At 60.4% G+C, this 23,270-nt stretch carries 19 protein-coding genes; 12 read left to right on the forward strand and 7 right to left on the reverse strand.

The features are described from left to right. Positions 1–65 precede the first annotated feature (65 nt). Positions 66–797, reverse strand: coding sequence for a UMP kinase (gene pyrH / locus NXS98_RS06365; RefSeq protein WP_283847640.1), 732 nt, complete (start codon positions 795–797; stop codon positions 66–68). Between the two features lie 214 nt (positions 798–1,011). On the opposite strand from pyrH, the gene glnE reads away from it, so the two are divergent. Together glnE and NXS98_RS06375 are read left to right on the forward strand one after the other, a co-directional pair. After that, complete coding sequence (gene glnE / locus NXS98_RS06370) at positions 1,012–4,017, forward strand: bifunctional [glutamate--ammonia ligase]-adenylyl-L-tyrosine phosphorylase/[glutamate--ammonia-ligase] adenylyltransferase (protein WP_283847641.1); 3,006 nt, start codon at positions 1,012–1,014, stop codon at positions 4,015–4,017. Further along, positions 3,998–4,843 carry an RluA family pseudouridine synthase gene (locus tag NXS98_RS06375; protein WP_283847642.1) on the forward strand — a complete coding sequence of 282 codons (846 nt, stop codon included), beginning with the start codon at positions 3,998–4,000 and terminating at the stop codon, positions 4,841–4,843. The genes glnE and NXS98_RS06375 overlap by 20 nt, the downstream gene beginning before the upstream one ends. On the opposite strand, the gene NXS98_RS06380 is transcribed toward NXS98_RS06375, so the two are convergent. Then, entirely contained in the window at positions 4,840–5,271 is a 432-nt protein-coding gene (locus NXS98_RS06380) for a response regulator (protein ID WP_283847643.1), read from the reverse strand. The genes NXS98_RS06375 and NXS98_RS06380 overlap by 4 nt on opposite strands. 60 nt (positions 5,272–5,331) lie before the next feature. After that, entirely contained in the window at positions 5,332–5,682 is a 351-nt protein-coding gene (locus NXS98_RS06385) for a hypothetical protein (protein WP_283847644.1), read from the reverse strand. 314 nt (positions 5,683–5,996) lie between these two features. Here NXS98_RS06385 and NXS98_RS06390 point away from each other — a divergent pair, with 314 nt between their 5' ends. Together NXS98_RS06390 and NXS98_RS06395 are read left to right on the forward strand one after the other, a co-directional pair. Beyond that, positions 5,997–7,334, forward strand: a complete 1,338-nt coding sequence (locus tag NXS98_RS06390; RefSeq protein WP_283847645.1) for a two-component system sensor histidine kinase NtrB — start codon at positions 5,997–5,999, stop codon at positions 7,332–7,334. Further along, complete coding sequence (locus NXS98_RS06395) at positions 7,331–8,752, forward strand: sigma-54-dependent transcriptional regulator (RefSeq protein ID WP_283847646.1); 1,422 nt, start codon at positions 7,331–7,333, stop codon at positions 8,750–8,752. Before NXS98_RS06390 ends, NXS98_RS06395 begins: the two co-directional genes overlap by 4 nt. Before the next feature lie 102 nt (positions 8,753–8,854). Here the strand turns inward: NXS98_RS06395 and argS are convergent, their stop codons facing one another. Both argS and NXS98_RS06405 read right to left on the reverse strand, forming a co-directional pair. Beyond that, the gene (gene argS, locus NXS98_RS06400) at positions 8,855–10,621 is read right to left on the reverse strand and encodes an arginine--tRNA ligase (RefSeq protein WP_283847647.1); all 1,767 of its coding nucleotides are present in this window, start codon (positions 10,619–10,621) and stop codon (positions 8,855–8,857) included. A gap of 82 nt (positions 10,622–10,703) precedes the next feature. Next, the gene (locus NXS98_RS06405) at positions 10,704–11,168 is read right to left on the reverse strand and encodes a PTS sugar transporter subunit IIA (protein WP_283847648.1); all 465 of its coding nucleotides are present in this window, start codon (positions 11,166–11,168) and stop codon (positions 10,704–10,706) included. Between the two features lie 143 nt (positions 11,169–11,311). Here NXS98_RS06405 and NXS98_RS06410 point away from each other — a divergent pair, with 143 nt between their 5' ends. From NXS98_RS06410 to NXS98_RS06445, 8 genes are all read left to right on the forward strand, one after another. After that, positions 11,312–12,688 (forward strand): CCA tRNA nucleotidyltransferase, encoded by a 1,377-nt coding sequence (locus tag NXS98_RS06410; protein WP_283847649.1) that lies wholly within the window; start codon positions 11,312–11,314, stop codon positions 12,686–12,688. Between the two features lie 103 nt (positions 12,689–12,791). Beyond that, positions 12,792–13,961 carry a PDDEXK family nuclease gene (locus NXS98_RS06415; RefSeq protein WP_283847650.1) on the forward strand — a complete coding sequence of 390 codons (1,170 nt, stop codon included), beginning with the start codon at positions 12,792–12,794 and terminating at the stop codon, positions 13,959–13,961. 167 nt (positions 13,962–14,128) lie between these two features. Next, positions 14,129–15,298, forward strand: coding sequence for an ABC transporter substrate-binding protein (locus NXS98_RS06420; protein WP_283847651.1), 1,170 nt, complete (start codon positions 14,129–14,131; stop codon positions 15,296–15,298). A 26-nt stretch (positions 15,299–15,324) separates the two neighbouring features. After that, positions 15,325–16,218, forward strand: a complete 894-nt coding sequence (locus NXS98_RS06425; protein ID WP_283847652.1) for a branched-chain amino acid ABC transporter permease — start codon at positions 15,325–15,327, stop codon at positions 16,216–16,218. Beyond that, complete coding sequence (locus NXS98_RS06430; protein ID WP_283847653.1) at positions 16,219–17,310, forward strand: branched-chain amino acid ABC transporter permease; 1,092 nt, start codon at positions 16,219–16,221, stop codon at positions 17,308–17,310. Then, positions 17,297–18,076 (forward strand): ABC transporter ATP-binding protein, encoded by a 780-nt coding sequence (locus NXS98_RS06435; RefSeq protein ID WP_283847655.1) that lies wholly within the window; start codon positions 17,297–17,299, stop codon positions 18,074–18,076. Before NXS98_RS06430 ends, NXS98_RS06435 begins: the two co-directional genes overlap by 14 nt. After that, entirely contained in the window at positions 18,060–18,779 is a 720-nt protein-coding gene (locus NXS98_RS06440; RefSeq protein ID WP_283847656.1) for an ABC transporter ATP-binding protein, read from the forward strand. Before NXS98_RS06435 ends, NXS98_RS06440 begins: the two co-directional genes overlap by 17 nt. Next, positions 18,776–19,963 carry a phenylacetate--CoA ligase family protein gene (locus tag NXS98_RS06445; protein WP_283847657.1) on the forward strand — a complete coding sequence of 396 codons (1,188 nt, stop codon included), beginning with the start codon at positions 18,776–18,778 and terminating at the stop codon, positions 19,961–19,963. The genes NXS98_RS06440 and NXS98_RS06445 overlap by 4 nt, the downstream gene beginning before the upstream one ends. A 22-nt stretch (positions 19,964–19,985) precedes the next feature. Here NXS98_RS06445 and NXS98_RS06450 read toward each other — a convergent pair whose 3' ends face one another. After that, positions 19,986–20,360, reverse strand: coding sequence for a rhodanese-like domain-containing protein (locus tag NXS98_RS06450; RefSeq protein ID WP_283847658.1), 375 nt, complete (start codon positions 20,358–20,360; stop codon positions 19,986–19,988). 40 nt (positions 20,361–20,400) lie between these two features. Further along, entirely contained in the window at positions 20,401–23,067 is a 2,667-nt protein-coding gene (locus tag NXS98_RS06455) for an FAD-dependent oxidoreductase (protein WP_283847659.1), read from the reverse strand. Positions 23,068–23,270: the final 203 nt, after the last annotated feature.

Here is a 23,270-nt window from a genome sequence, read left to right on the forward strand (position 1 = left end):
TTTCAGTGCGTACCCTGTTTTCGCTGCCAATCCTTGCAGCATGAGACTCCACTTGGCAACCGTCCCTACCCCGTCACCAAGGTACCCACTTTTTCCCCCATAACCACCCGGCGCAAATTATGCGGCTTGAACAAATCAAACACGATGATGGGCATGCGATTGTCCATGCAAAGCGAAAAAGCCGTCGAGTCCATCACCTGCAGCCGCCGTTGCAACGCCTCCAGATAAGTAATTTGGTCATAGCGTTTGGCCTGCGGATTTTTGCGCGGGTCACTGTCATAAATCCCGTCCACCTTGGTGGCCTTGAGCAACACCTCGGCCCCAATTTCGTTGGCGCGCAGCGCCGCGGCGGTATCGGTGGAAAAGTAGGGATTGCCCGTGCCGCCGCTGAAAATCACCACCCGGCCCTTCTCCAAATGGCGCACCGCGCGGCGGCGGATGAACGCCTCGGCCACCTGCATCACATTGAGAGCGCTCTGCACCCGCGTGGGGATGCCCTGTTTTTCCAGCGCATCCTGCAAGGCCAGAGCGTTGATGATGGTGGCCAGCATGCCCATGTAATCCCCCGTGGCCCGTTCAATGCCCTGTTCGCTGCCTTGCAGGCCGCGGAAAATGTTGCCTCCGCCAATGACAATCACCACCTGTACGCCCAACTGGCGCACTTCGCCAATTTGTGCGGCCAGCTCTTTAATGGCTTGCGGGTTGATGCCATAACCATCCTTGCCGCCCATGGCTTCACCGGAAAGCTTGAGCAGGATGCGACGATATCGAGGTGCCTTTGCTTTATTGCGTTTCATGCATCGCTCGGATGGTTGTAACGGGAGCAAAGCCTCACGTCAACGGTTATGCCACCTGCTCCGCCACCGGAGCCGCTGCCGGGCGGCATACAAGGAAAAAGACCCATCCCCACAAAAACTGCCGCAATAAACCATACCCTAATCTTGATTATTGAGGGCGGCCACGCGCTGTTTCAGGCTTTCAGCCCGGCGCTTTTTAACGTTTAATGAGTCCATGAGCCGCGCCTCATGGATTGCTGCAATCAAAAAGGCGCCCGTCCCCGAACGGGCCAGGCAGTATTACCACGCGCTGTCGCAAACCAGCGCGCGCGCGCTGTTGGAGCAAGCCCGTCCGGAAGCCCAGCGCGTTTTATGCGCCCTCTTTAGCGGCTCCCAGGCGCTCAGCGAATGGCTGCAAGCCCATCCCGAATCCCTGGCCGATTTGTTGGATGTGGAAGCGCTTTCGCATCCGCGTCCCGTGTCAGGGTTGCGACAGGAAGTGCAAGCCTGGCTGACCGGGGCCCTGGCAAATCAGGATTACGCGGGCGCGTTGCGCCAGTTGCGGCAGTTCAAACAGCGCCAGATGTTGCGGATTGCCACGCGGGACCTGGCCGGGCTGGCGCCAGCCACCAGTATCATTCGCGAACTATCCGACGTGGCCGATGTTTGCCTCTCCACGGTGGGCAGGGTGGTTTATGAGCAAATGAGCCGCCGCTACGGCGAGCCGTGGCATGTGAACCCGCAGGGGCAATGGGAGCGTACCCCGTGGTGTGTCCTGGGGCTGGGCAAACTGGGGGGGCAGGAACTGAATTACAGTTCGGATGTGGACGTCATCTTCGTCTATGCCATTGAGGGCATGGTATCCAAAACCCCGCCTCGCCATGCCCAGACCAGCCCGCAGTCCCTTTCCAATCACCAGTTTTTCTGCCGCATGGCGGAAGCCTTTGTCACTGAAGTTGGCCGCGCCACTTCGGAAGGCCAGCTTTATCGCATTGATTTGCGGCTGCGCCCGGAAGGTAAAGCCGGCCCGCTGGCGCGGTCCCTGGAAAGTTATGAAAATTACTACGCCCAATGGGGGCAAACCTGGGAGCGCATGATGCTCATCAAAGCGCGGCCCGTGGCCGGTGATGCCGCGCTGGCGCACGAGTTTGCGGAGATGATTCAATCCTTCCGCTACCCGCGCATGTTGAGCGAGCGGGTCATCGCCGACGTCGCCGCCATGAAGGCGCGGACAGAAGCCGAAGTCGTGCGCAGTGGCGAGTTGGAACGCAATGTGAAGCTGGGCCGTGGCGGCATTCGGGAAATCGAGTTTATCGCCCAGGTGACCCAGCTTTTGCATGCGGGGCGCAATCCCTTCCTCCAAATTCCACAGACCCTCCCTGCCCTGCAGGCGATGGTGAAATATGGCCTGCTGGCGGCGGAAGACGCCCAAGCCCTCACGGAGGCTTATGTTTTTCTGCGCAACGTAGAACATCGCCTCCAAATGGAAAACAACCGCCAAACCCACACCGTGCCGGAAGACCCCGCTGCGCAAAAACGGCTGGCCGCCCTCATGGGCTTTTCTTCCTGGACAGCTTTTGAAAAACAATGGCGCGCCCACAAAGACCGTGTGCGGGCTGCTTACGAGAGCCGTTTCCAAACACCGCCCCCCAAGCCCGCCGGGCCGTGGCTGCCGCCACGCATCGAAGGGCACGAGGAAATTTGGCTCAAACTGCTTGCTGAGTGCAGTTTTCGGGACCCGCCCGCGGCCTTGAAATGGATGTCTGAATTCCTCCATGGCCCCGGCTTCGGCCATTTATCCGCGCAATCGGAAACCTCCGCCCGTGAGCTGGCGGGACGGCTGTTGACCTGGTGTCCCCGCAAAGACGAACAAGGACGCATCACCAACCTTGGCCCGCGGACCTTGTCAGACCCAGACCGCGTCTTGGCCCGCCTGGATGCGTTCATTGCCGCTTACGGTTCACGCGCCATGTTGTATGAGGCCTGGACGCGGCAACCCTCGCTTTTCGAGATGCTGGTGCTCCTGTTTGACCGTTCGGAATTCCTGGCGGAAAGCGCCATTCGGACGCCCGACCTGGTGGATGACCTGGTGGCCAGCGGCCAACTGCGCCGCAGTAAAACCGCCGAGCAAACCCTGGCGGATTTGCGGCACGGCCTGGGCGATGCAGACCAGGCCCAATGGCTGCGCCGGTATTTCGCCACGGAGTTTATGCGCATCGGCTTGCGGGAAATTATTGGCCTGGCGGACCCTGAACAAAACCTGGCCGAACTCTCCGCCCTGGCGGACGCCTGCCTGCAATACGCCGTCGAGGTGGTGATGCGCCGGCATCGCCTCAAAAAACCGCCCTTCGCCATCATTGGCCTGGGCAAACTAGGCGGCGCCGAGCTGGCCTATGGCAGCGATTTGGACCTCTTGTTTGTCACTGCCAAAGGCGCCCGCCAGTTGCACCGTCTATCTCCCCTGGCCGCTGAAATCATGGCCCTGCTCTCGGAAAAAACCGCTGATGGCAGCGTTTTCCACACCGATGCGCGGCTGCGGCCTGATGGCGAAAAAGGGCTGCTGGTCAACACCCTTGATGCCTACGAAACCTATTACCGTCAACGCGCCCAGCTCTGGGAAATCCAAGCCCTCAGCCGGGCGCGATTTATCGCCGGAGATGGGGCGGTGGGACAGGATTTTGTGGCGCTGGCGCAGCGGCTGACCAATTTTGCCCGTCCCGACTTGCCGCTGGCCGCCTATCAGCCGGGTTGGCGGCAGGAAATTGTGCGCATGCGCTGGCGCATTGAAAAAGAGCGCACCCCCGCCGGCAAAGAAGCGCTGGCCATCAAAACCGGCGCCGGCGGCCTCATGGACGCTGAATTCATTGCACAGACCCTTTGTCTGGCGCATGGCCTTTACGCCCCCAACACGCTAAATGCCTTGCAGCAACTCCAAGCCCTCAAGGCCCTGCCGCAGCCCGCGGCCAACACTCTCCTGGAGAATTTCCGGCAGCTCCGCCGCGTGGAAATCATCCTCCGCCGATGGAGCTATGAAGGGGAGTCCGAGCTGCCCGTGGACCCCGCTCCTTTTTATCGCGTCTCCGTCCGTTGCGGGTTTGCCACCCCCGCGGCCTTTCGCGAAGCGGTCAGCCAATGGCGCAAGGCCATTCGGCAGGTCTATCAACAGCTCTTCGCCCAGGAACTGGCGGCCCTAAATCCGGTTTTGCCCAAATCTGCACTCCATGAACGACAACGTGATTAAACTCTCCTCGCGCCCCACGCGGGAATTTTGGGAAATCCCAATACTCTACGAGGATGCACACCTGCTGGCCTTGTCCAAACCGGCCCGGTTGCTTACGTCGCCGGACCGCTACGACCCTACCCGGCCCAATCTGATGCGCCTGTTGCACGAAGGCATTCGCGACAACAAACCGTGGGCCAGAGAACGTGGTCTGACGTATTTGATGAATGCCCACCGCCTGGACTTTGAGACCACCGGCATTCTGCTGCTGGCCAAAAGCAAACCCGTCCTCACCGCGTTAGCCACCCTGTTTGGTTCAGAAAAACCGCTTAAAGTTTATGTGGCATTGGTCCAAGGCACGCCCCCGGAACCGGCCTGGCAGGTGGATGCGCCCATCGCCATGCACCCCGTCAAAACCGGTTATTGGCGCGTGGACCGCCAAAACGGCAAACGCGCCCTCACGCGCTTTCAAGTACGGGAAACCTTTCGTGGCTACACCCTCCTGGAGTGCCGTCCTCTGACCGGCCGCACCCACCAGATTCGGGTCCATCTCCGCTATTGCCATTTGCCCATCTGCGGAGACGCGCTTTATGGAGGACAACCCTTGTTGCTTTCCTCGCTCAAGCCCAATTACCGCCTTAAACGCGGCCAAGTGGAACGGCCCTTAATCCAAACCGTGGCCTTGCATGCCGAAAAGTTATCCCTGCCCCATCCCGTCAGTGGCCAAATGCTGGAAATTGCAGCCGAATGGCCCAAGGACTTGCGGGTCGCAGTCAAGTACCTCCGCCAATTTGCCCCTGCCGGCGGTCCTCCAGCCTCCACCGCCTCCTTTGTGCCTGAGGCTTAATGGACGTACTCGTGCCCCAGCCTGGGGGTGACGAATTTGGGATTGGTCAGCCGCGCCACCCGCTGGGAGGGGGTTTCGGCAAGCAGCCGCTCAATGGTGCTTAAGAGCACCGGCAAATCCAGCGGTTTTTCCATGAGTGCATCCGCCCCATAACCGGTGGCCCGGCCCTGCTGGTTGGGTTTGGCAGTGATGATGATTACTGGCACCAGCGGGTACAGCTTCTCCATTTTCTCGAACAAGTCCCAGCCGTTTTTACCGGGCATGGTGATGTCGAGCAACACCAGGTCCGGAGCCTCGTGCCGCAATATTTCCATCGCTTGGCGGGCATCGGCCGCGAGCAGCGGCTCGTAGTTTTCCATGGCCAGCACCTGGGCCAAAGATTCCCGCACGGCTGCGTCATCATCCACCACCAGAATACGCTTGCTCATATTTGTCTGTTGCCCCGGCGAGGGGGGCATTCCTGGCAAGTCTGGCGGCGAGCGGGGCGCTTATTGGTTGTAGCGGCGCAACTGGGGGGTGCTGGCCGGATTGACAATTACTTTGTTGGCCAGCGGCTCTTTGACTCCGGTCCGCCGCTGGTCGTCGCTGTAATATATCCGCACCCGCTGCCCTTCGCGCAAACTGGAGACCGGGATCCGTTTCTCCGCGTCACGAAACTGCGTTTTGCGGTTCCATTGGACGCGAAAGATTTTTTTTTCCGGCCCCCGGTCCACCACCAATATCTGGCGCCGGTCATCCACCCGCTGCAATCTGCCCCAGACTTCCTTGTCTTGGTAGTATTCCCGTGCTGGCAAATTGGTGGCGCCCAGCCCCACCCAGAGGAGGACGGCCCAACCCAAATGTTTTCCTAAGTAATGACTTGCATGCATAGGTCAAGGAGTTGCGCTGCCTACTGTATCGCAAGACGCCACAACTTGCCAGCCTCTTTAGCGACAGCCAATGGCGTGCCAAACCCTTGTTTCGGCCACAATTATTATAATATATTGCTGCGCAATTACTTAAAAAAGATGCGCCCGGCGCCCTTGCCATGCTGGGACACCGCCAAGGCTGGTTTTTTGACCGGCATGGTAAATGATTGGCCAAACGGCAAGTGTCACGATAAACTGCTGTTTCGCTGTCTGTGGCAGGCATCAAAATAAATTGGTCCTGGCGTTTGGGCGGTTTCATTGCCGGCATTACCGCCATGGTAGTGCTCATCGCTTGGGGCGCCCTGAGCGCCTGGCGCATGATTGGCACCATGGAGGAGCGCTTTGCCACGGTGGGCCAGCAGAGCTTCTATTTTGCGGAACGTCTCCAGCAAACGCTCATGCGGCTCAACAACCTGATGCTCCGCTACCTCACCCGCCAGCAACCGGAAGACTGGCAGGAATTCGAGCAAAATCATCTTTTCCTGCAAACTTGGATGTATTCCAAACGCCACGAACTGCTCTCCACCAATGAACGTCGCATCCAGACCGATTTGGAGCAGGTGTATGCCGAATACCTGGCGGCGGCGCGCCGCGTGCATCAATTGATGCAGGCAGGACGCTCTGACGGTCCTGAACTGGCGGACGCCACCCGCCATTTCGAAGCCCAGTCCCAGCGCATGGCCGCCAAAGCCTCCGAGTTGGCCAACGCCCACCGCCAAGCCCAGCAGGCGCTGCTGGGCGAGTTGAACACCACTCTTTCCAAGCTGCATATCATGGTCATTGGCGCGCTCCTGATGCTCGTAACCGCGGGTTATTTTTTAAGCCGTGCAGTTTATAAAGACTTGATTGCCCCCCTGCGCCAGGAATTGGTCCACAGCCGCAATTTGCTGGAACGCCAGCAAAAGCTGGCCTCACTGGGCGTCCTGGCCGCCGGGGTGGCGCATGAAATCCGCAACCCGCTCACCGCCATCAAGGCCCGCCTTTTCACCTTGCGCAAAGGTTTGAAGCCCGGTTCCCGTGAGCTGGCCGACACGGACGTTATTGACCAGGAAATCAACCGCCTGGAGCGCATCGTCAAGGATTTCCTGTTGTTTGCCCGGCCCTCGGACCCCGTTTTGGAACGAGTGCCCGCGCAAGTGCCGCTGGAGGAAATCGCGCGCCTGATGCGCCCGCAGCTTGAAAAGCATGGCGTCCGTCTGGAGGTGGAAAACGCCCCGGATATGTACGTCCGCGTGGACCTGCAGCAGATGAAACAGGTGTTGATGAATCTGGTTCAAAACGCCGCCGAAGCCGCCCCCGGCGGCCGCATCCTGCTGCGCGCCCGCCGTTTGCAGGCTCCGCTCAATGGAAAATTGGAGTCGGCGGTCAGTCTGGAAGTCGAGGACAACGGCCCGGGCATCCCTGAAGAAGTGCAGAAGCATCTGTTTGATCCCTTTTATTCCACCAAAGAAGGCGGCACAGGGCTGGGATTGTCCATAGCTGCCCGGCTCATTGAAAAACATGGCGGGGTGTTAAGTTACGAAACCCGCTCGCAGCAGGGCACAACCTTCAAAATCATTTTACCAGAGCACAAAGGCGCATGAAACCACCACGGGTGTTGTTGATTGAGGACGACGCCGGTCTGGCCACCGGCCTGCAGTCTGTATTGGGAGACGAAGGCTATGAGGTGGCTTGGGAAATGAGGGGCGATGCGGGGCTTGAGCGCGCCCGGACCGGACATTTTGATACGGTCATCACCGATTTGCGCCTGCCCGGCATGGGCGGATTGGAGCTGGTGCGGCGGCTGCACGAATTTAATCCCCGGCTCCCCATTATTCTGATGACAGCCCACGGCACCGCGGAAACCGCCATTGAAGCCACCAAAGGCGGGGCCTTTGATTACCTGCTCAAACCTTTTGAAATGCCGGAGCTGCTGGCCCTAACCGCCCGGGCGGTCTCCAGTGCGCGGCTGGTGAGCGAACCGGTGGCGCTGGGGCCAGAGGCGCCCCCTGACCGTTTGGCCTTGATTGGCCGCAGCCGCGCCATGCACGAAATCTACAAGGAAATCGGCCGCGTCGCCGCCAAGCCGGTCAGTGTCCTTATTCGCGGCGAAACCGGGACGGGCAAGGAATTGATTGCCCGCGCCATCTACCAGTACAGCGACCGGGCCAAAGGTCCCTTCATTGCCATCAATTGCGCCGCAATCCCGGAAACCCTGCTGGAAAGCGAATTGTTTGGACATGAGCGCGGCGCGTTCACCGGTGCCGAAGCCCGGCGCATCGGCCGCTTTGAGCAAGCCAACGGTGGCACTATTTTTCTGGATGAAATCGGCGACATGAGCCCCGGCACCCAGGTTAAATTGCTGCGGGTACTCCAGGAAAAAGCCATTCAGCGCCTCGGCGGACGCGAAACCATTCCAGTGGATGTGCGCGTCATTGCCGCCACCAACCGGGACCTGGAGGCCGCCATGCGGGAGCGGTTGTTTCGCGAGGATTTATTTTACCGGCTCAGTGTGGTGGTGATTTCGCTGCCGCCCTTGCGCGAACGCCGTGAGGACATCCCGGTCCTGGTGGGATATTTCCTCCGCCGCCTGGGGCCGGAACTGGGCTGCCCGGAACCTCTGATTCAACCGGAAGCCCTGGACTTTCTGCAAAACCAGCCCTGGCCGGGCAATGTACGCGAATTGGAGAATGTTGTGCGCAAAGCCCTGCTTCTGGCCTCCGGCTACCCCATCAGCCTGGACCATGTCCGCGCCGTGACCGTGGGCCGCCCCGCCGGCGACAACAATACCCAATCCCTCCGCGAATTGGCGCTGGAGCTGCTCACGGCCGCCCAGCGAGGCGAGTTGGAGGATGCTTACGAGAAGTTGATTACCACCGCGGAAAAGGAGTTGCTCGGGCAGGCGATCAAACTAGCCCAGGGAAATCAAGCCAAAGCCGCCCGCTGGTTGGGCATTTCCCGTCTCACCCTGCGCGAAAAACTCACGCAGTTTGGCCTCCATCCCAGCCAGGAAACCAGTTAGGGGAAAGCCGATGCTCCCTGCCTTGAATAAAATGCCTTGCCCCCCCACCCCTGCCCTGCGCCACCATTCCTTAGGCCGGTTCAGGTTTTTCCGCCAGGCCCCTTAAATTTGCTCCAACGTCTCAATTCCCAGCACCTCCAGCCCCTGCTTGAGCACCCGGGCCGTCAAATCGCAAAGTTTTAAACGGGAGGCCCGCACCGCCGGCTCGCTCTTGAGCACGGGGCATTGCTCGAAGAAACGGGCAAACAGTCCCGCCAGCTCGTACAAATAATTGCACAGGTAATTGGGCCGATATTCTTCCGCCGCGATGCGCAACACCAGGCCAAAGTTCAATAAATGCCGTCCCAAAGCCCTTTCTTCGGCCGTGGTCACCTGCACAGGGGCCTCGGTTTCCAGACTCACCCCCTGCTCCACGCCTTTGCGGAAAATGCTGCGAATCCGCGCATAGGCATAGAGCAAATACACCGCGGAGTTGCCTTGCAACGAAAGCATTTTCTCCCAACTGAACACATAATCGCTCTGGCGGTTGGGCAGCAAATCGGCGTATTTAACCGCGCCAATGCCCACCACCCGCGCGATGCGGCGCCGCTCTTCTTCCGGCAGTTCAGGGTTCTTCTGGTTCACCACCGCCAGGGCGCGCTCCTCAGCCTCGTCCAAAAGTTCACTCAAGCGGATGGTCTCGCCGCTGCGGGTTTTGAAGGGCTTGCCATCCTCCCCCAGAATCGAACCAAACCACACATGGGCCAGCCGCAAATGGGCGGCGGCCTCGGGCTGCCAGCGGGCAAACACGGCAAACACCTGCCGGAAGTGCAATTGCTGGCGGCCATCGGTGACATAGATGATTTCATCCGGCCGCCAGGTGCGCCATCGGTAGTCCAGGGTGGCCAGGTCCGTCGTGGCGTAGTTGGCCGCGCCGTCGCTCTTGAGGATGAGGCAGGGATTGGGCACCCATTGGCCGTCGCGTTGAATTAGGAAAGGGTCTTCTTTGGGGGGGCATTGGCCGTCGGAAAACACACAAACCGCGCCATCGCTTTCCCGGGCAATCCCCCGCCGCAACAAATCCTGCACCACCTGTTTCAGAAAGGGATTATAATAACTCTCGCCCAAGGTGTAATCAAAGCGCACGCCCAGCCGCTGGTAAATGGCGTCAAATTCGGCCCGCGAAAGCTCAATCATCTTCTGCCAGATGGTCAGGTTTTCCGGGTCCCCCTGCTGCAACTTCACCAGCTCCTGTTTCGCGGCCTCCAATTGTGCAGGATCGGCCTCGCAAGCCGCATTGACCTCCTTGTACAAACGCTCCAGGTCATCAATGGTGGCCCGCGCCCGCGCGTCGGGAGTCAGGCGCTGTTTCCAACCCAACAAGAGCTTGCCAAATTGCGTGCCCCAATCGCCCAGGTGATTGTCCGTAATTACCCGATGCCCCAACAAACGTAATATCCGGGCCAGACTGTCTCCCAGAATGGTGGAGCGAATGTGCCCCACGTGCATGGGCTTGGCCACATTGGGGGAACTGAAATCCACCACCACCGTGCGAGGACACTCGGCGGAGGTAAAAAACAACGCCCCCGTTTGCGCGGCCTGCTCCAATTCCCGCGCCATGGCTTCAGGACGCAGGCGAAAATTGAGAAACCCGGCGCCAGCCAGCTCCACCGCCTCACACCATTCGCTCACCGCCAGTTGCGCCTTCACTTGCTCGGCCAGCGGCCGGGGCGGACGTTGAAACTGTTTGGCCAGCCCCATTAAGTTGCATTGGTAATCGCCAAATTTGGGGTCCGCGCAGGGACGCACCTGCAAGGTGCCCAGCGCGGCTTCCGGCAGCACGGTTTGCACCGCGGCGTGCAGTTGTTTTTCGAGGGTCAAATACAGCATAACAGGGTGGGTTGAGAAAACCGCGGCAACGGCCAGTCCGGCAGCCGGGGGCATCGCCGCCCTAGCGCGCGCCGGACCGCGCTTATTTGCGGCTTTGCTCCTTGATGATGCGCAGCATCGCCTCCGCGTCCGGCGCTTCCACCAGCGCGTTGCGAAATTCCTGCACGTGCAACAGCTTGGCAATGTTGGCCAGGGTGTGCAGGTGTTTCTGGAACTGTCCCTGCGGCACCAGAAACAACATGACCAGATGCACCGGGCGGTTGTCCAGCGCATCAAAATCCACTCCTTTACGGGAGCGGCCCAAAGCCCCCACCACCTCAAAAAGCAAATCGGTGGAGGCATGAGGAATGCCAATGCCAAAACCGATGCCGGTGCTCATCGAGTTTTCCCGCTTGCGCACCGCCGCAATGATGGCCGCCCGGTCCTTGGCCTGGATTTTGCCGGTGGCTATGAGCACATCCACCAGCTCGTCAATGGCCTCCCAGCGGTTGGTGGCCTTGAGGTCTGGCACGATTTGCTCGACACCCAGGATGTCGCCTAATTGCATATATGCTCAATCTAAGCTTGACGATTTCGCCGCAAGCCACGGGCAATTTCAAGGATTTGTTTTGAAAAAAATCAGTCCCCGCCCGCCAGAATTGAGTTGGTGCATTGAACCTTTGCTCCCCATAATATGCGCCCGGCAACAACATGGCTTCAGACCTGGCCTCCATTGCGCTGGAAATTGCGCGGCGGTTGCAGACCCGCGGCCATGCCGCCTATTGGGTCGGCGGATGCGTGCGAGATTTGCAACTGGGCCGCCAGCCCCAAGACTACGACCTTGCCACCAGCGCACGCCCGGAGGAGGTGGAGGCGCTTTTCCCGCGCTGTCTGCCCGTCGGACGCCAGTTCGGGGTCATGGTGGTCATCGAAGAAGGGCATCCCTTCCAAGTGGCCACTTTCCGCACCGAAAACCACTACACCGATGGCCGCCATCCCGCACAGGTGGCCTTCGCCTCCGCTCAGGAAGATGCCCGCCGCCGCGATTTCACCATCAATGGCCTGTTCTACGACCCCGTCAAAGGCGAGTTGCTCGACTGGGTGGGAGGCATGGAGGATTTGCGCCTTCGCCGGGTGCGCGCCATCGGCCCGCCGGAAGAGCGGTTTGCCGAGGACCATCTGCGCCTGCTGCGCGCCGCCCGTTTTGCCGCGCAACTGGACTTCGACATGGAGCCGGCCACGCTGCAGGCCGTCCGCCATCTCGCGCCTGCCATCCGCAAAGTCAGCGCCGAACGTGTGCGGGACGAACTCAAGAAACTTTTTCATCCCGGCTGCGCGGCGCGGGGGCTGGCATGGCTGGAACGCTGTCAGTTATTGGGCGAAGTTTTGCCCGAAGTGGCCGCCCTGGCCGGTTGCCAGCAAGACCCCCTCTACCATCCAGAAGGCGATGTTTTGGAGCATGTCCGGCGCATGTTGCGCGCCCTTCCCGCCGATGCGAATCCGCTCCTTCCCTGGGCGGTGTTATTGCATGACATCGGCAAGCCGCCCTGCCAGGAAGAGGATGCCGCCGGGCGCCGCCATTTCCACCACCATGAACGCGTGGGCGCCGACATGACCGATGCGCTCTGCCGGCGCCTGCGGTTTGCCAACGAAGAACGAGAAATCCTGGTGGAATGTGTGCGATCCCACATGAAATACCACCAGGCACGCCAGATGCGCCGCAGCACCCTCCGGCGGTTGCTGCTGCGTCCGTCAGCATCATTGGAACTGGAACTGCACCGCCTGGACTGCACCACCACCGGCCGCGATTTAGCCAACTACGAATTCCTGCAAGCCGCGCGCCAGCAGCTTGAAGCCCAGCCTGCCCTGGCCCGCCCCCTGTTAACCGGCAAAGATTTACTGGCCCTGGGCATGTCCCCCGGCCCAGCCATGGGGCGGCTGTTGCGCGAAGTCCGCGACAAGCAGTTGCACGACGAGTTGAACAATTACGAAGAGGCCATGAACTGGGTACGCCAACGGCTGCAGGAAGGCGGTGCTTCCGGGCCGAATCCCGCCGGCGCCAACTCAAAGAAATGCCCGGAATCCTAAGGATTCGGCTTGGCAGAGCGCGCCCCTGCCTTTAAGATAAGGGCATGAGCACCACGGTTGAACACCCTGAACAGAGACCCCTATGAGTACCCAGCTTTGTCTCATGAGCGGGGAAATCATGCCGAATGTCATCGGCGTGCTGCACGCCCGCAGTGAAGCCGTGCTGCCCGTGGTCACCCGCCAAACGGTCAACCAAATCGAATGTTTTGAACGCGCCTTGCGCGCAGCCGGCTCCCCGGCGCGTTTCTTGCCGGAAGTCGCGGTCCTGCCCTATGACGTGGCCGACTGTTTTCGCACGCTGCGCAGAGTCATTGCCGAGCACCCCCAAATTTGCATCAACTGGACCGGCGGCACAAAAATCATGAGCTATGCCGCCCGGCGCCTTGCCGAGGAAATGCAACTTCATGCTCTCTATGTCAACACCGCCTCTCGGGAGATCTTGTTTGAAGACCTGGGATCGCAAAACCGCTACACCGATTTGATTGACTCCGCCCGTCTGAATCTCAATGTGCTGGTTTATCTGTCCGCCGGCGGCCATCGGGTGGAAGGGGCGGATACGCTGGCCAGTTTTCGCCAGCGTTGCACGCCGGACCCAGCGCTGGTGCGCGCCGCCACCTTCATTCTCGATACCAATTCGCTGGAGCGCACGGACCTTTACCGACTGGCCGAAGCCGAAAACCAGTCCTACCGTCCCCGCGCGCTCGATGGCAACTTTCTGCATGCGCTCATCCAGGCCCGCTTGATTCAACCTGCGGCCAACTCCCGGGAATATTTCCTCTCGCCAGAAACCCTGCTACATCCCTTTTATTTGCAATCCCCCCAAAAGCAAAATGCCGCCTTCCTGCGCGGCACTTTCATCGAGGTGTTTCTCTGGGACCAAATCAAATCCCGCAGCGCGGTGGACGATGTGGCCTGGCATGTGGTGCTCAATCCCGGCGAAACCGGGCGCATCGTGGAGCTGGACCTCATGATGGCCTCGGATGGACGCTTTCTCGTGCTGGAATGCAAGAGCAGCGTGGAATTAAATGAGCTGGGCGACTTGATTGAGGAACAATACGCCCGCACCCGCCAAATCGGTCGCCTGTTTGGACAATGGGTGCTTTATGTCCATCGGCATCGTGACGAATTCAACCGCCCCGGCGCAGCGGACATCATTCGCAGCCAGGAACAAAAGGCCCGCCACTACGGCGGCTGCCTGATGTGGCAGGATGATTTGCCGGAACTACCCATCAAGGTTTCCGAAATGCTGGTCAGTGGTGTCGCCGCCCCGTAATCCCCGGGGTGCCCGCCGTGGCATCTCCAGGCCCGCCCCAACCGGCGTGAAACCGCCGCCGATTTTTCCGCAGCACTCTCGCTTGACGCCGGGCAACAAGGCCGATACAAGAAGCGGTGATGGATTAGGTTATTTTGCCTTGTCCAATTCATCAATAAATAATACTTATGAACATGATTAGCCGCTTGCTGGCCTCCGCGCTCTGTGGCCTCGGCCTGGCCGCCCTCTCTCTGAATCCTCTGGCTGCCGCTCCAGGGGATAATGTTATAAAAATCGGGGCCCTCTTTTCCGTCACCGGGCCTGCTGCTTTTCTAGGGGCGCCCGAAGCCAAAACTGCCCAAATGGTGGCCGACAAAATCAATGCAGCCGGCGGGGTGGACGGTCGCAAAATCCAGCTCCTCATTAAAGACACCGCCGGCAGCCCGGAGAAGGCGGTGGCCCTGGCACGGCAGCTTATTGAGGAAGAGCGCGTGCTGGCCATCATCGGGCCCTCCACCAGCGGCGAAACCATGCAAATCAAAAACCTGTGCGAGGAAAACCAGACGCTGCTCATCTCCTGCGCAGCCGCCGAGGTCATTGTGAATCCCGTGGCCAAATATGTTTTCAAAACCGCCCAAAACGATAGCGCAGCCATTGCGTGGATTTACCGGCACATGAAGGAAAAAAACATCAGCCGCATCGCCATCCTGACCGGCAACGATGGCTTCGGGGTGGCAGGCAAAAAGCAGTTGGAAGATGCCGCCAAGGCCGCCGGCCTGCAAATCGTGGCCAATGAAGTCTATGACCGGCAGGCCACGGATTTGACGGACATCCTGACCAAGGTCAAGAGCGCCTCCGGCGTGCAAGCGGTGGTGAACTGGAGCATTGTGCCGGCGCAATCCATTGTGGCAAAAAACATGCGGCAAATCGGGCTGAATGTGCCGCTCTATCAAAGCCACGGTTTTGGCAACCGCAAATACGTGGAACAAGCCGGAGTGGCCGCCGAGGGCATTCTCTTCCCGGCCAGCCGGTTGCTGGTGGCGCATGAGCTTCCGGATTCCCACCCGCAAAAAGCTGTGTTAACGGCGTATCTCAAGGAATATGAGGCCCAGTTCAAAGAAGAGGCCAGCGCGTTTGGGGGGTATGCTCATGACGCCTTGTTGATTGTGGTGGAAGGCGTGCGCCAGGCCAAAAGCACGGAGCCGGCCAAAGTCCGCGACGCCATTGAAAAATTGAAAAACTTTGTGGGCGTGACCGGCACGTTCAGCTTTTCGCCCAAAGACCATGGCGGGCTGGGGCTGGACGCCTTCGAGATGCTGACGGTCAAGGACGGCAAGTTTACGATTTACAAACCCTAAGGGGAGCAGGCCATACTTGACGCGGCATGGACGCAGATAATCTGGCGCTCCAATACCTGCTCTCCGGGATTACCAAGGGCAGCATTTACGCCGTGGTGGCAATTGGGTTTAACCTGATTTACAGCGCCACTGGCGTCCTCAATTTTGCCCAGGGTGAATTTGTGATGTTGGGCGGCATGATAGCCGTCACGCTGGCCGCCTTTGTCCCCCTGCCGGTGGCGGTCACCGGCGCCGTGCTGGCTGTCACACTGCTGGGATGCGGGTTGGAGCTGGCTTTTTTCCGACGCCTGCGCCGGCACTCCGTGCTGCATTTGATTATTATCACCATCGGTCTTTCCATCGTCATCCAGGAGGCCGCCCTGCATATCTGGGATGAAAAAGTGCGTTCGCTGCCCTATTTCACGGGCAATGAAGCCTCCTCCGTCCGCTGGTGGGGCGCCTCCATTTCCCCCCAGGTTTTCTGGGTGCTCGGCACGGTGGGCATTGCCGTCCTGGTGCTGCACTTGTTTTTACGCCAAACCTTGACCGGCCAGGCAATGCGGGCCTGCTCAGCGCAACCAGAGGCCGCCATGCTGGCAGGCATCAATCTGCAAAACATGCGCACGCTGGCGTTTGGTTTGAGCGCCGGATTGGGGGCCTTGGCAGGGTGCGTGATCTCCCCGATCACCATGACCCACTACGAAATGGGCGCGCCGCTGGCCATCAAAGGGTTTGCGTCCGCGGTGCTGGGCGGTTTGGGCAATCCCACCGCCGCGCTGGCAGGCGGCTTGATGGTGGGCATTCTGGAAGCCGCCAGCGTCAGTGTGTTACCGGCGGCCTACAATGATGTGGCCGCCTTTGCGGTCTTGCTGTTGGTGCTGTTTTTCCGGCCCCACGGCATCTGGGGCAAACCGGCGGGACAAGGGGTGCGGGAGCATTAAATGAGCGCGCTGAAAAAAATCCTGCCTTATCTGGGCCTGATTGCCGCGCTGATTGCACTGCAGGTGATTCTGAAACTGGCCGGGCGCGAATTCTGGCTGACCCAGCTTACCATGGCGCTCTATTGCACGGTCGTGGTTCTGGGACTTTGTCTGCTGATGGGATTTGCGGGCCAGGTGTCCCTGGGCCACGCCGCCTTTTTTGCCATGGGCGGTTATACCACCGCCTGGTTCACCACCCATAACTTTGCCGCCAGCAAAGATGCGCTGCTGGTGAGTCTCATGCAGAATTTAGGCATGTTGCAGGAACGCACTGACCTTTACAATAATCCCATCCTCACCGGCCAGCCTTGGGCAGGATGCGGTTTGGCCTTGCTGATAACCCTGGCCATATCCCTCATCATTGGCTACCCGGCCTTGCGTTTGCACGGTCATTACCTGGCCATGGCAACGCTGGGTTTTGGGCTGATTGTGAGCAAAATCATCATTGGCAGCTCGACCCTCGGCGCTTCGGACGGCCTCACCAATGTGCCCGCCTGGTCTTTGCCCTTGGGCTTGACCTTGGGCAGACGTCCGGAGCTGCGGGTGCAAAATTTTTACGTGGCGTCCGGGCTGTTGGTGCTCACCCTGCTGCTGCTGCGCAACTGGGTTTATTCCCGTGTAGGGCGGGCTTTGCAGGCAATTCATGACCGGGAAACGGCGGCCAATGCCGCGGGCATTGATACGGCGCGCTACAAACTCAAGGCCTTCGTTGCCAGTGCGATGCTGGCGGCGCTGGCAGGAGTTTTTTACACCCATTACACAGGTGGCATCAGCCCCTCCAAGGCGGGAGCCTTGGAATCCGTGCGTTACGTGGCGCTGGCGGCGGCGGGCGGCATGTCCAGCTTGTGGGGGGTCACCACGGTCAGCACCGCCCTGAATTTCTGCTCCTTCCGAGGCTGGTTTGGCAGCCTGGACCATGCCATCTTCGGTATGGTCCTTATCGTCATCGTTTCCCTGGCGCCGGAAGGGCCGCTGCGTCCCATAAGCGAGGGTCTGGCGCGCACGTGGCGCAAACTCGCCCGCCGAAAGGAGGCCACCGATGCCCCTGCTTGAGACCCGCTCCCTGCGGCGCGCCTTTGGCGGCCTGGTCGCCGTGAATGCAGTTTCCTTGAAGGTGGAACGCGGTCTAATCAAGGGCCTTATCGGGCCCAACGGCGCTGGCAAAACCACCTTCTTCAATTTGATTTCTGGATTGCTAAAGCCAGACGCCGGGCAGGTGTTTTTTGACGGACACGACATCACCGGCTGGCCGCCTTATCGCATTGCCCGCCTGGGCGTAGCGCGCACTTTTCAGAATCCCAGTCTGTTTCCCCGGCTGAACGTGCTGGAAAATGTGATGGTGGGCTGCCATGCCCATACGCATCACGATTTTCTGAGCTGCGCCCTGCGATGGCCCGGCATGCGCCGCGAGGAGCGGGCCATCCGTGAGCAGGCCATGGAGCAGCTTCGCTGGCTGGGTTTGGAATCCTGGGCCACTCGCCCAGCCCATGCCCTGGCTTTTGGCCAGCGGCGCATGGTGGAACTGGCCCGTGCCCTGGCCGCGCGCCCCTCTCTTTTGCTGCTGGACGAACCGGCCAGTGGCCTGAATCCGGCGGAAAAAAACGCGCTCGCGGACACCATCCGTCAAATCCGGGAGCGGGGGGTAACCATCCTGCTGGTGGAACACGACATTCCCCTGGTCATGAACCTGGCGGATGAACTAATGGTTTTGCACTTTGGGGCCACCATTGCCGAAGGTCCGCCTTCGGTCATCCGCCGCGACCCCAAGGTTATTGGCGTCTATCTGGGGCAGGAAGCTGAGCATGCTCTTGCAAGTTAAAAACCTGCGCTGCGGCCACGGCAGCCTCGAAGTCATCCACGGCGTGAGTTTGCACGTCTGCGCCGGAGAAATTGTTGGCCTGCTCGGCGCCAATGGCGCCGGCAAAACCTCCCTGCTGCGCGCCCTGGCCGGCCTGCTGCCGATTTGGGACGGTGAGGTGCGGGTGGATGGGCGCTCCCTCCGCGGCCAGCCGGCCTGGCGCGGGGTCAGCAACGGCGTTGTGATGGTGCCCGAGGGCAAAATGATTTTCGCCGACATGACCGTGCAGGAAAACCTCCTCCTGGGCGGTTACCACAACCCTGACCGGCGTTTGCAACTTGAAATTGTGCTGGAACGATTCCCGCGCCTGCGCGAGCGCCTGCGCCAGGTGGCCGGCACCCTTTCCGGCGGCGAGCAACAAATGTTGGCCATTGGCCGCGCCCTGATGGCGCGTCCCCGTTTGCTGCTCCTGGACGAGCCTTCCATGGGATTGGCGCCCTTGATGGTGCGCGAAGTTTTTCAGGAAATTGTCAAACTGCGCGAAGCCGGGTTGACCGTGCTGCTGGTCGAACAAAATGCCCGGGCCACCTTGGAGGTGACGGACCGCGCTTATGTGATGGAAAATGGAGAAATCCTGCTGGAGGGCCGAGCCGGCGACCTGGCCCATCATCCGGAAGTGCAACGCGCCTACCTCGGCAAAGGCCGCGAAGACACCACGCCATGAAACCTTTTGAACCACGTTACGAAACCATGCCCCGCCCCGAGCTGGAGCAGCTCCAGCTCGAACGCCTGCAAGCCCTGCTGGCACGCCTTCGCCGCAATGTGCGCCGCTACCGTGAAAAACTGGGCGAAGCACGCGTGCCGGAGCTGGCCGCGCTGGCGCGCCTCCCCTTCACCACTCCCGAAGAGCTGGCCGACAGTTTTCCCTATGGCATGTTTGCCTTTCCCCTGCGGGAAGTCATTCGTCTCCACACCACCGTGGGACCAGGCGGACGCCCCGTGGTCATTGGGCACACGCACGGCGACTTGCAACAATGGGGCCGCCTGGTGGCCCGCCAACTGGCTGCCTGCGGGGTGACGGCCAATGATGTCGTGCAAATCGCCCTCGGCAGCGGCCTGTTTACCCATGCCTCCGGCTACGTGCTGGGCGCGGAAATGCTGGGTGCCTCCGTCATTGCCGAAGACCCGGCCCATACGGACTACCAGGTGGCCATGCTGCAAAACTACCGTCCCACCGTTCTCATCACCACGCCCACCCACGCCCTGGACCTGATTCAACGACTGGACCGCAACCGCACTGACGCGCAGAGCCTGCATCTGCGCGCCGTGTTGCTTTCCCGTCCTGTGCCGCCGCCCTTGCGCGAGCAAATCGCCGCTGGTCTTTTTGCCGTGGCCCATTGTAATTTTGGCCTGGGAGAAATCCTGGACCCCGGCCTGTGTGTGGAATGCGATGCCGGGCATTTTCATGTGCATGAAGACCAATTCCTGGTGGAAGTCTGCGACGGTGAGCTGGTGGTGACCACGCTGTGCCGCGAAGCTCTGCCGCTTTTGCGCTACCGCACCCGTGTGGCCGCCCGCCTGCGCCATGAGCGCTGCTCCTGTGGACGCACCGGGGTCATTTTGGAACCCGGGGAACGACTGGATGGGCGCCTTTCAGTCAACGAGGAACCCCTTTACGAAAACCAGATTGCCGAGGTGCTGGGCCACACGCGCCTGGCCGGTCATCCTTTCACCTTGGAAATCACTGCCGGTCGCATCATCGTCAAAGTGGCTCTGACAGCGGACTTGTTTGCCGATACCATCTGGTTCCTCCAAAAACTGCAATACGAGGTGGAAGCCGAATTTGCCGCACGGCTGGGCATTCCCACCGAAGTGCGTTTTACTCATCCCCCACGGCCAGCCGGGTGAGGCTCAGACCGCGCGTCAAAGCCTATCTGCCCGCCTGCTGGCGGACCACCTTGGCGGCGCGGGAATAACCACCCAAATTAAACACCTTTTGATAACCCAACTGACGAAGCTTCCGGGCCGCTATGCCACTACGTCCTCCGCTTAAGCAATGCAGCAGCAGGGGCTGGTTTTTGTCGGGGGCCACCTTCCCAATGCGCTCTTCCAATTCGTGCAAGGGCACGTTGACTGCCCCGGGCAGGTGATCCCGGCGAAATTCCTCCGGCGTGCGCACGTCAATCACTTGGGCGCCTTTCTTGAGATGCTCCAGTGCGGTCCGCACACTCACCAGTCCCAAGCTTTTCCACACCATCAAGGCCACCACCGCCGCCACCACCACCACGATTGTTTGCCAGTCCATGCCACTATCGTAATGGCCGTGACGATAAAGCGCAAGCCGCTCAGCCGGCGGTGGAGCCGGGCTGGGCCTGGTCTTTGCGGTGCAACCAGGCATCTAATTCCATTGCGGCTTTCATCCCCTCTGCCACCGCCTGCACCACGGTGGTGCCGCCATTCACGGCATCTCCTGCTGCGAACACCCCCGGCCGCGAGGTTTGCAAGCTGCCAGGTTGGGTCCAGATAAGCCCTTGCTCGGTAAATCGCAGTTCTGCCAGGGCTTGACGCAAACCACTGTCCAATTTCTGTCCAAAAGCCTCCACCACCCAATTGCCCGGCAGGATGTGCTCAGTGCCCGGAATGGGCAGGGGCGTGCGACGCCCTGAAGCATCTTGGGGCCCCAGGCGCGTGCGGACGACTTTGACCCCACAAACCCGCCCTTGGTCATCAGATATATATTCCAGCGGCAGAGTCAGGGAGAGTATCGCCACTCCACAATGAATGGCGTGTTCACGCTCCTGCGGCCACGCGGGCATCTCCTGCAGCGACCGCCGATAAATGACCAGCACGTCATCCGCTCCGGCTTTCAGCGCTGACACTGCGGCGTCCATGGCCGTGTTGCCGCCCCCCAAGACCAGCACCGTGCCGCTCACGCGTCCCCCTTGTTTAAGGCGCGCTAAGAACTCCAAGGCCCCTTCTACCCCCGACTTGGGACGAGGCCCTTTTAACCCGGGGGCGGATTGTCCCAGTCCCGGCGCCAAAATGATGCCGTGGTAACCCTGGCCCAGCCAAAAATCCAGAGGATGCTCCGCATCCAGGCGTCCCTGCTGGCGCTCAATGGCCCCTGCGCACGAGGTCAGTACCGCCTCAATTTCCTGGCGAATGGTTTCACTGGGCAAACGCTCGGGGGGCAGCACGGTCTGCAAGGCGCCGCCGGGCGCAGGTTCCTTATCTAGGAGAGTGACCCGATGCCCCAAACCTGCCAGACGCACGGCCGCCGCAATCCCCGCCGGCCCCCCGCCCACCACCAAGACTTTGAAACCGGTGGCGGCGGGCAAAGGACGAGCCTCTGCCGCCCATCCCTCCTCGAGCGCCTTGCGGCTAACCCAACGTTGCAAATGTTGGATGGGTACGGTTTCGGTGTAATGCTGGTTGATGCACCGGCTTTCACACAAAACTTCCGCCGGACACACATAACCACAAACCGCCGCCAGGATATTAGCTTCGCGCAACACCTCATACGCCTCGCGGAACTGCCGCCGGGCAATCAGTCCGACAAACCGCGGAATGTTGACTCTGGCCGGGCAGCCGGAAAGGCAGGTGGGGGCACTGCATTGGCGGCAGGTCTCCGCCATTTGCAAAATCGTGTCCAGCGCCTCCATGCGCCCTGCCTTATAGATTGGCTCGTAGATTTCCGCATCCCGCGGCACACACCCCGTGCGGCCCCCATCCCGCATGATTTGAGTGCAGGCTGAACAGGCCACGCAAACTTTCTCCGGGTTCAACCGGCCGTGGTCGGCCAGCTCCCGGACGGCATTGGGATAGGCAAATGCCAGGCGCCCCATCCCGGCCAGCGCCACCCAGCCCTTGCGGACGTTGGCCGCCGCCAGATGCGGAAAAAACTGGCGCAACCACGAATACCCCCCGCCAATCATGGGCAATTCAGGCAGGTGCCGTTGCATCTCCGCCACAATCTGGACAAAACGCGCCACCCCGCGCAGCGGCGACTCCGGCGACAGGGGCGCCCCCATGACTGGCAAATCAAAGGGGCGGTTGACATGCGGGTTGTGATAAGGGTTGCCCACCGTGATGTTCAGCACGGGGGCTTGTTGCTCATGGAAAAACTGCGCCAATGCTTTCGGCTCCGCCAGGTCAGGTTGCTGGGGATTCTCCCGATTCATGCCAAAACCATAAGGATGGGCCATGGCATCAAAAGCGTTCATCCGCGAAGTCACCAGCAGCCCCGGCACAGCGGCACGGATTTTGCATACCACCTCCCGTAAAAACCGGCTCCGGTTTTCCAAAGACTCTCCCCCATACCGGCTGTTTTCACGCGTGAACGAGGCCAACAGCTCAGAGACCAAGTACCGGTGACAAGCCTTGATGTCCACCGCATCAAAACCGGCCTGGCGGGCCAGCCGGGCAGCCTCCACGTAGGCCTCCTGCAAGCGGTCCAACTCGTCATCCGATATCAAGGGATAATCTGCTGGCAGTTGGTGTGCCGGGTCCAGATACTTGGAATGGTGCGCAATGATGGGCTGCGGCTTGCGTCCCGGCCGGCTGTATCGCCCCGAATGCGTAAGCTGCAAAACCAGCATGGGACGATGCTGCGGCCCCATCGTTTCCGCGGCCGTCCGTCGTGTCATGTCCACCAGCCGCGCAAAGGCATCCACCGTGCCCGCATGCAACCAGAGCTGGCGCGGATTGGCCCGCCCTTCCCGCACCACCGCCGTGGCCTCAAACCACAACAGCCCTGCCCCGCCACCGGCAAAACGGCGGTAACGGCGGAAGGTCAGTTCATCGGGCGCCCCTTCCGGGGTGCCGTCGCAACCCTCCATGGGAAGCACCACAAACCGGTTGGGTAAAGTGAGGGCGCCCACTCGCAAAGGCATGAACAACGGGGACAAATCCTCGCTCAATTCCAAGATGTGCGCCAGCCCCAGCGCCGCAATGCGCGCCCGCAGTTCGTCCAGTGAATGATAATGAAAAATCTCGTGTTCAACGGCTTGCATGTCTGGGGAAGCAGTACACCAACGCGCCCGCCGAAACTCAAATCTTTTCGCTGCTGACGGGCCGGGCCAGCAGGCCAATAAGTTCTGAGCATGCCGCCGCTGGGAACTGTTCGCCGTGTTCATGCCATAAATGAGTCATCGAAATGTGACAGCGGCGTGACCGCCCGCAAAAAAATTTGCGAAAGAAGAAGTTGAAATCCAGC

Origin of the sequence: Fontisphaera persica (assembly GCF_024832785.1) — a bacterium.
In the GTDB taxonomy this organism is placed as follows: domain Bacteria; phylum Verrucomicrobiota; class Verrucomicrobiia; order Limisphaerales; family Fontisphaeraceae; genus Fontisphaera; species Fontisphaera persica.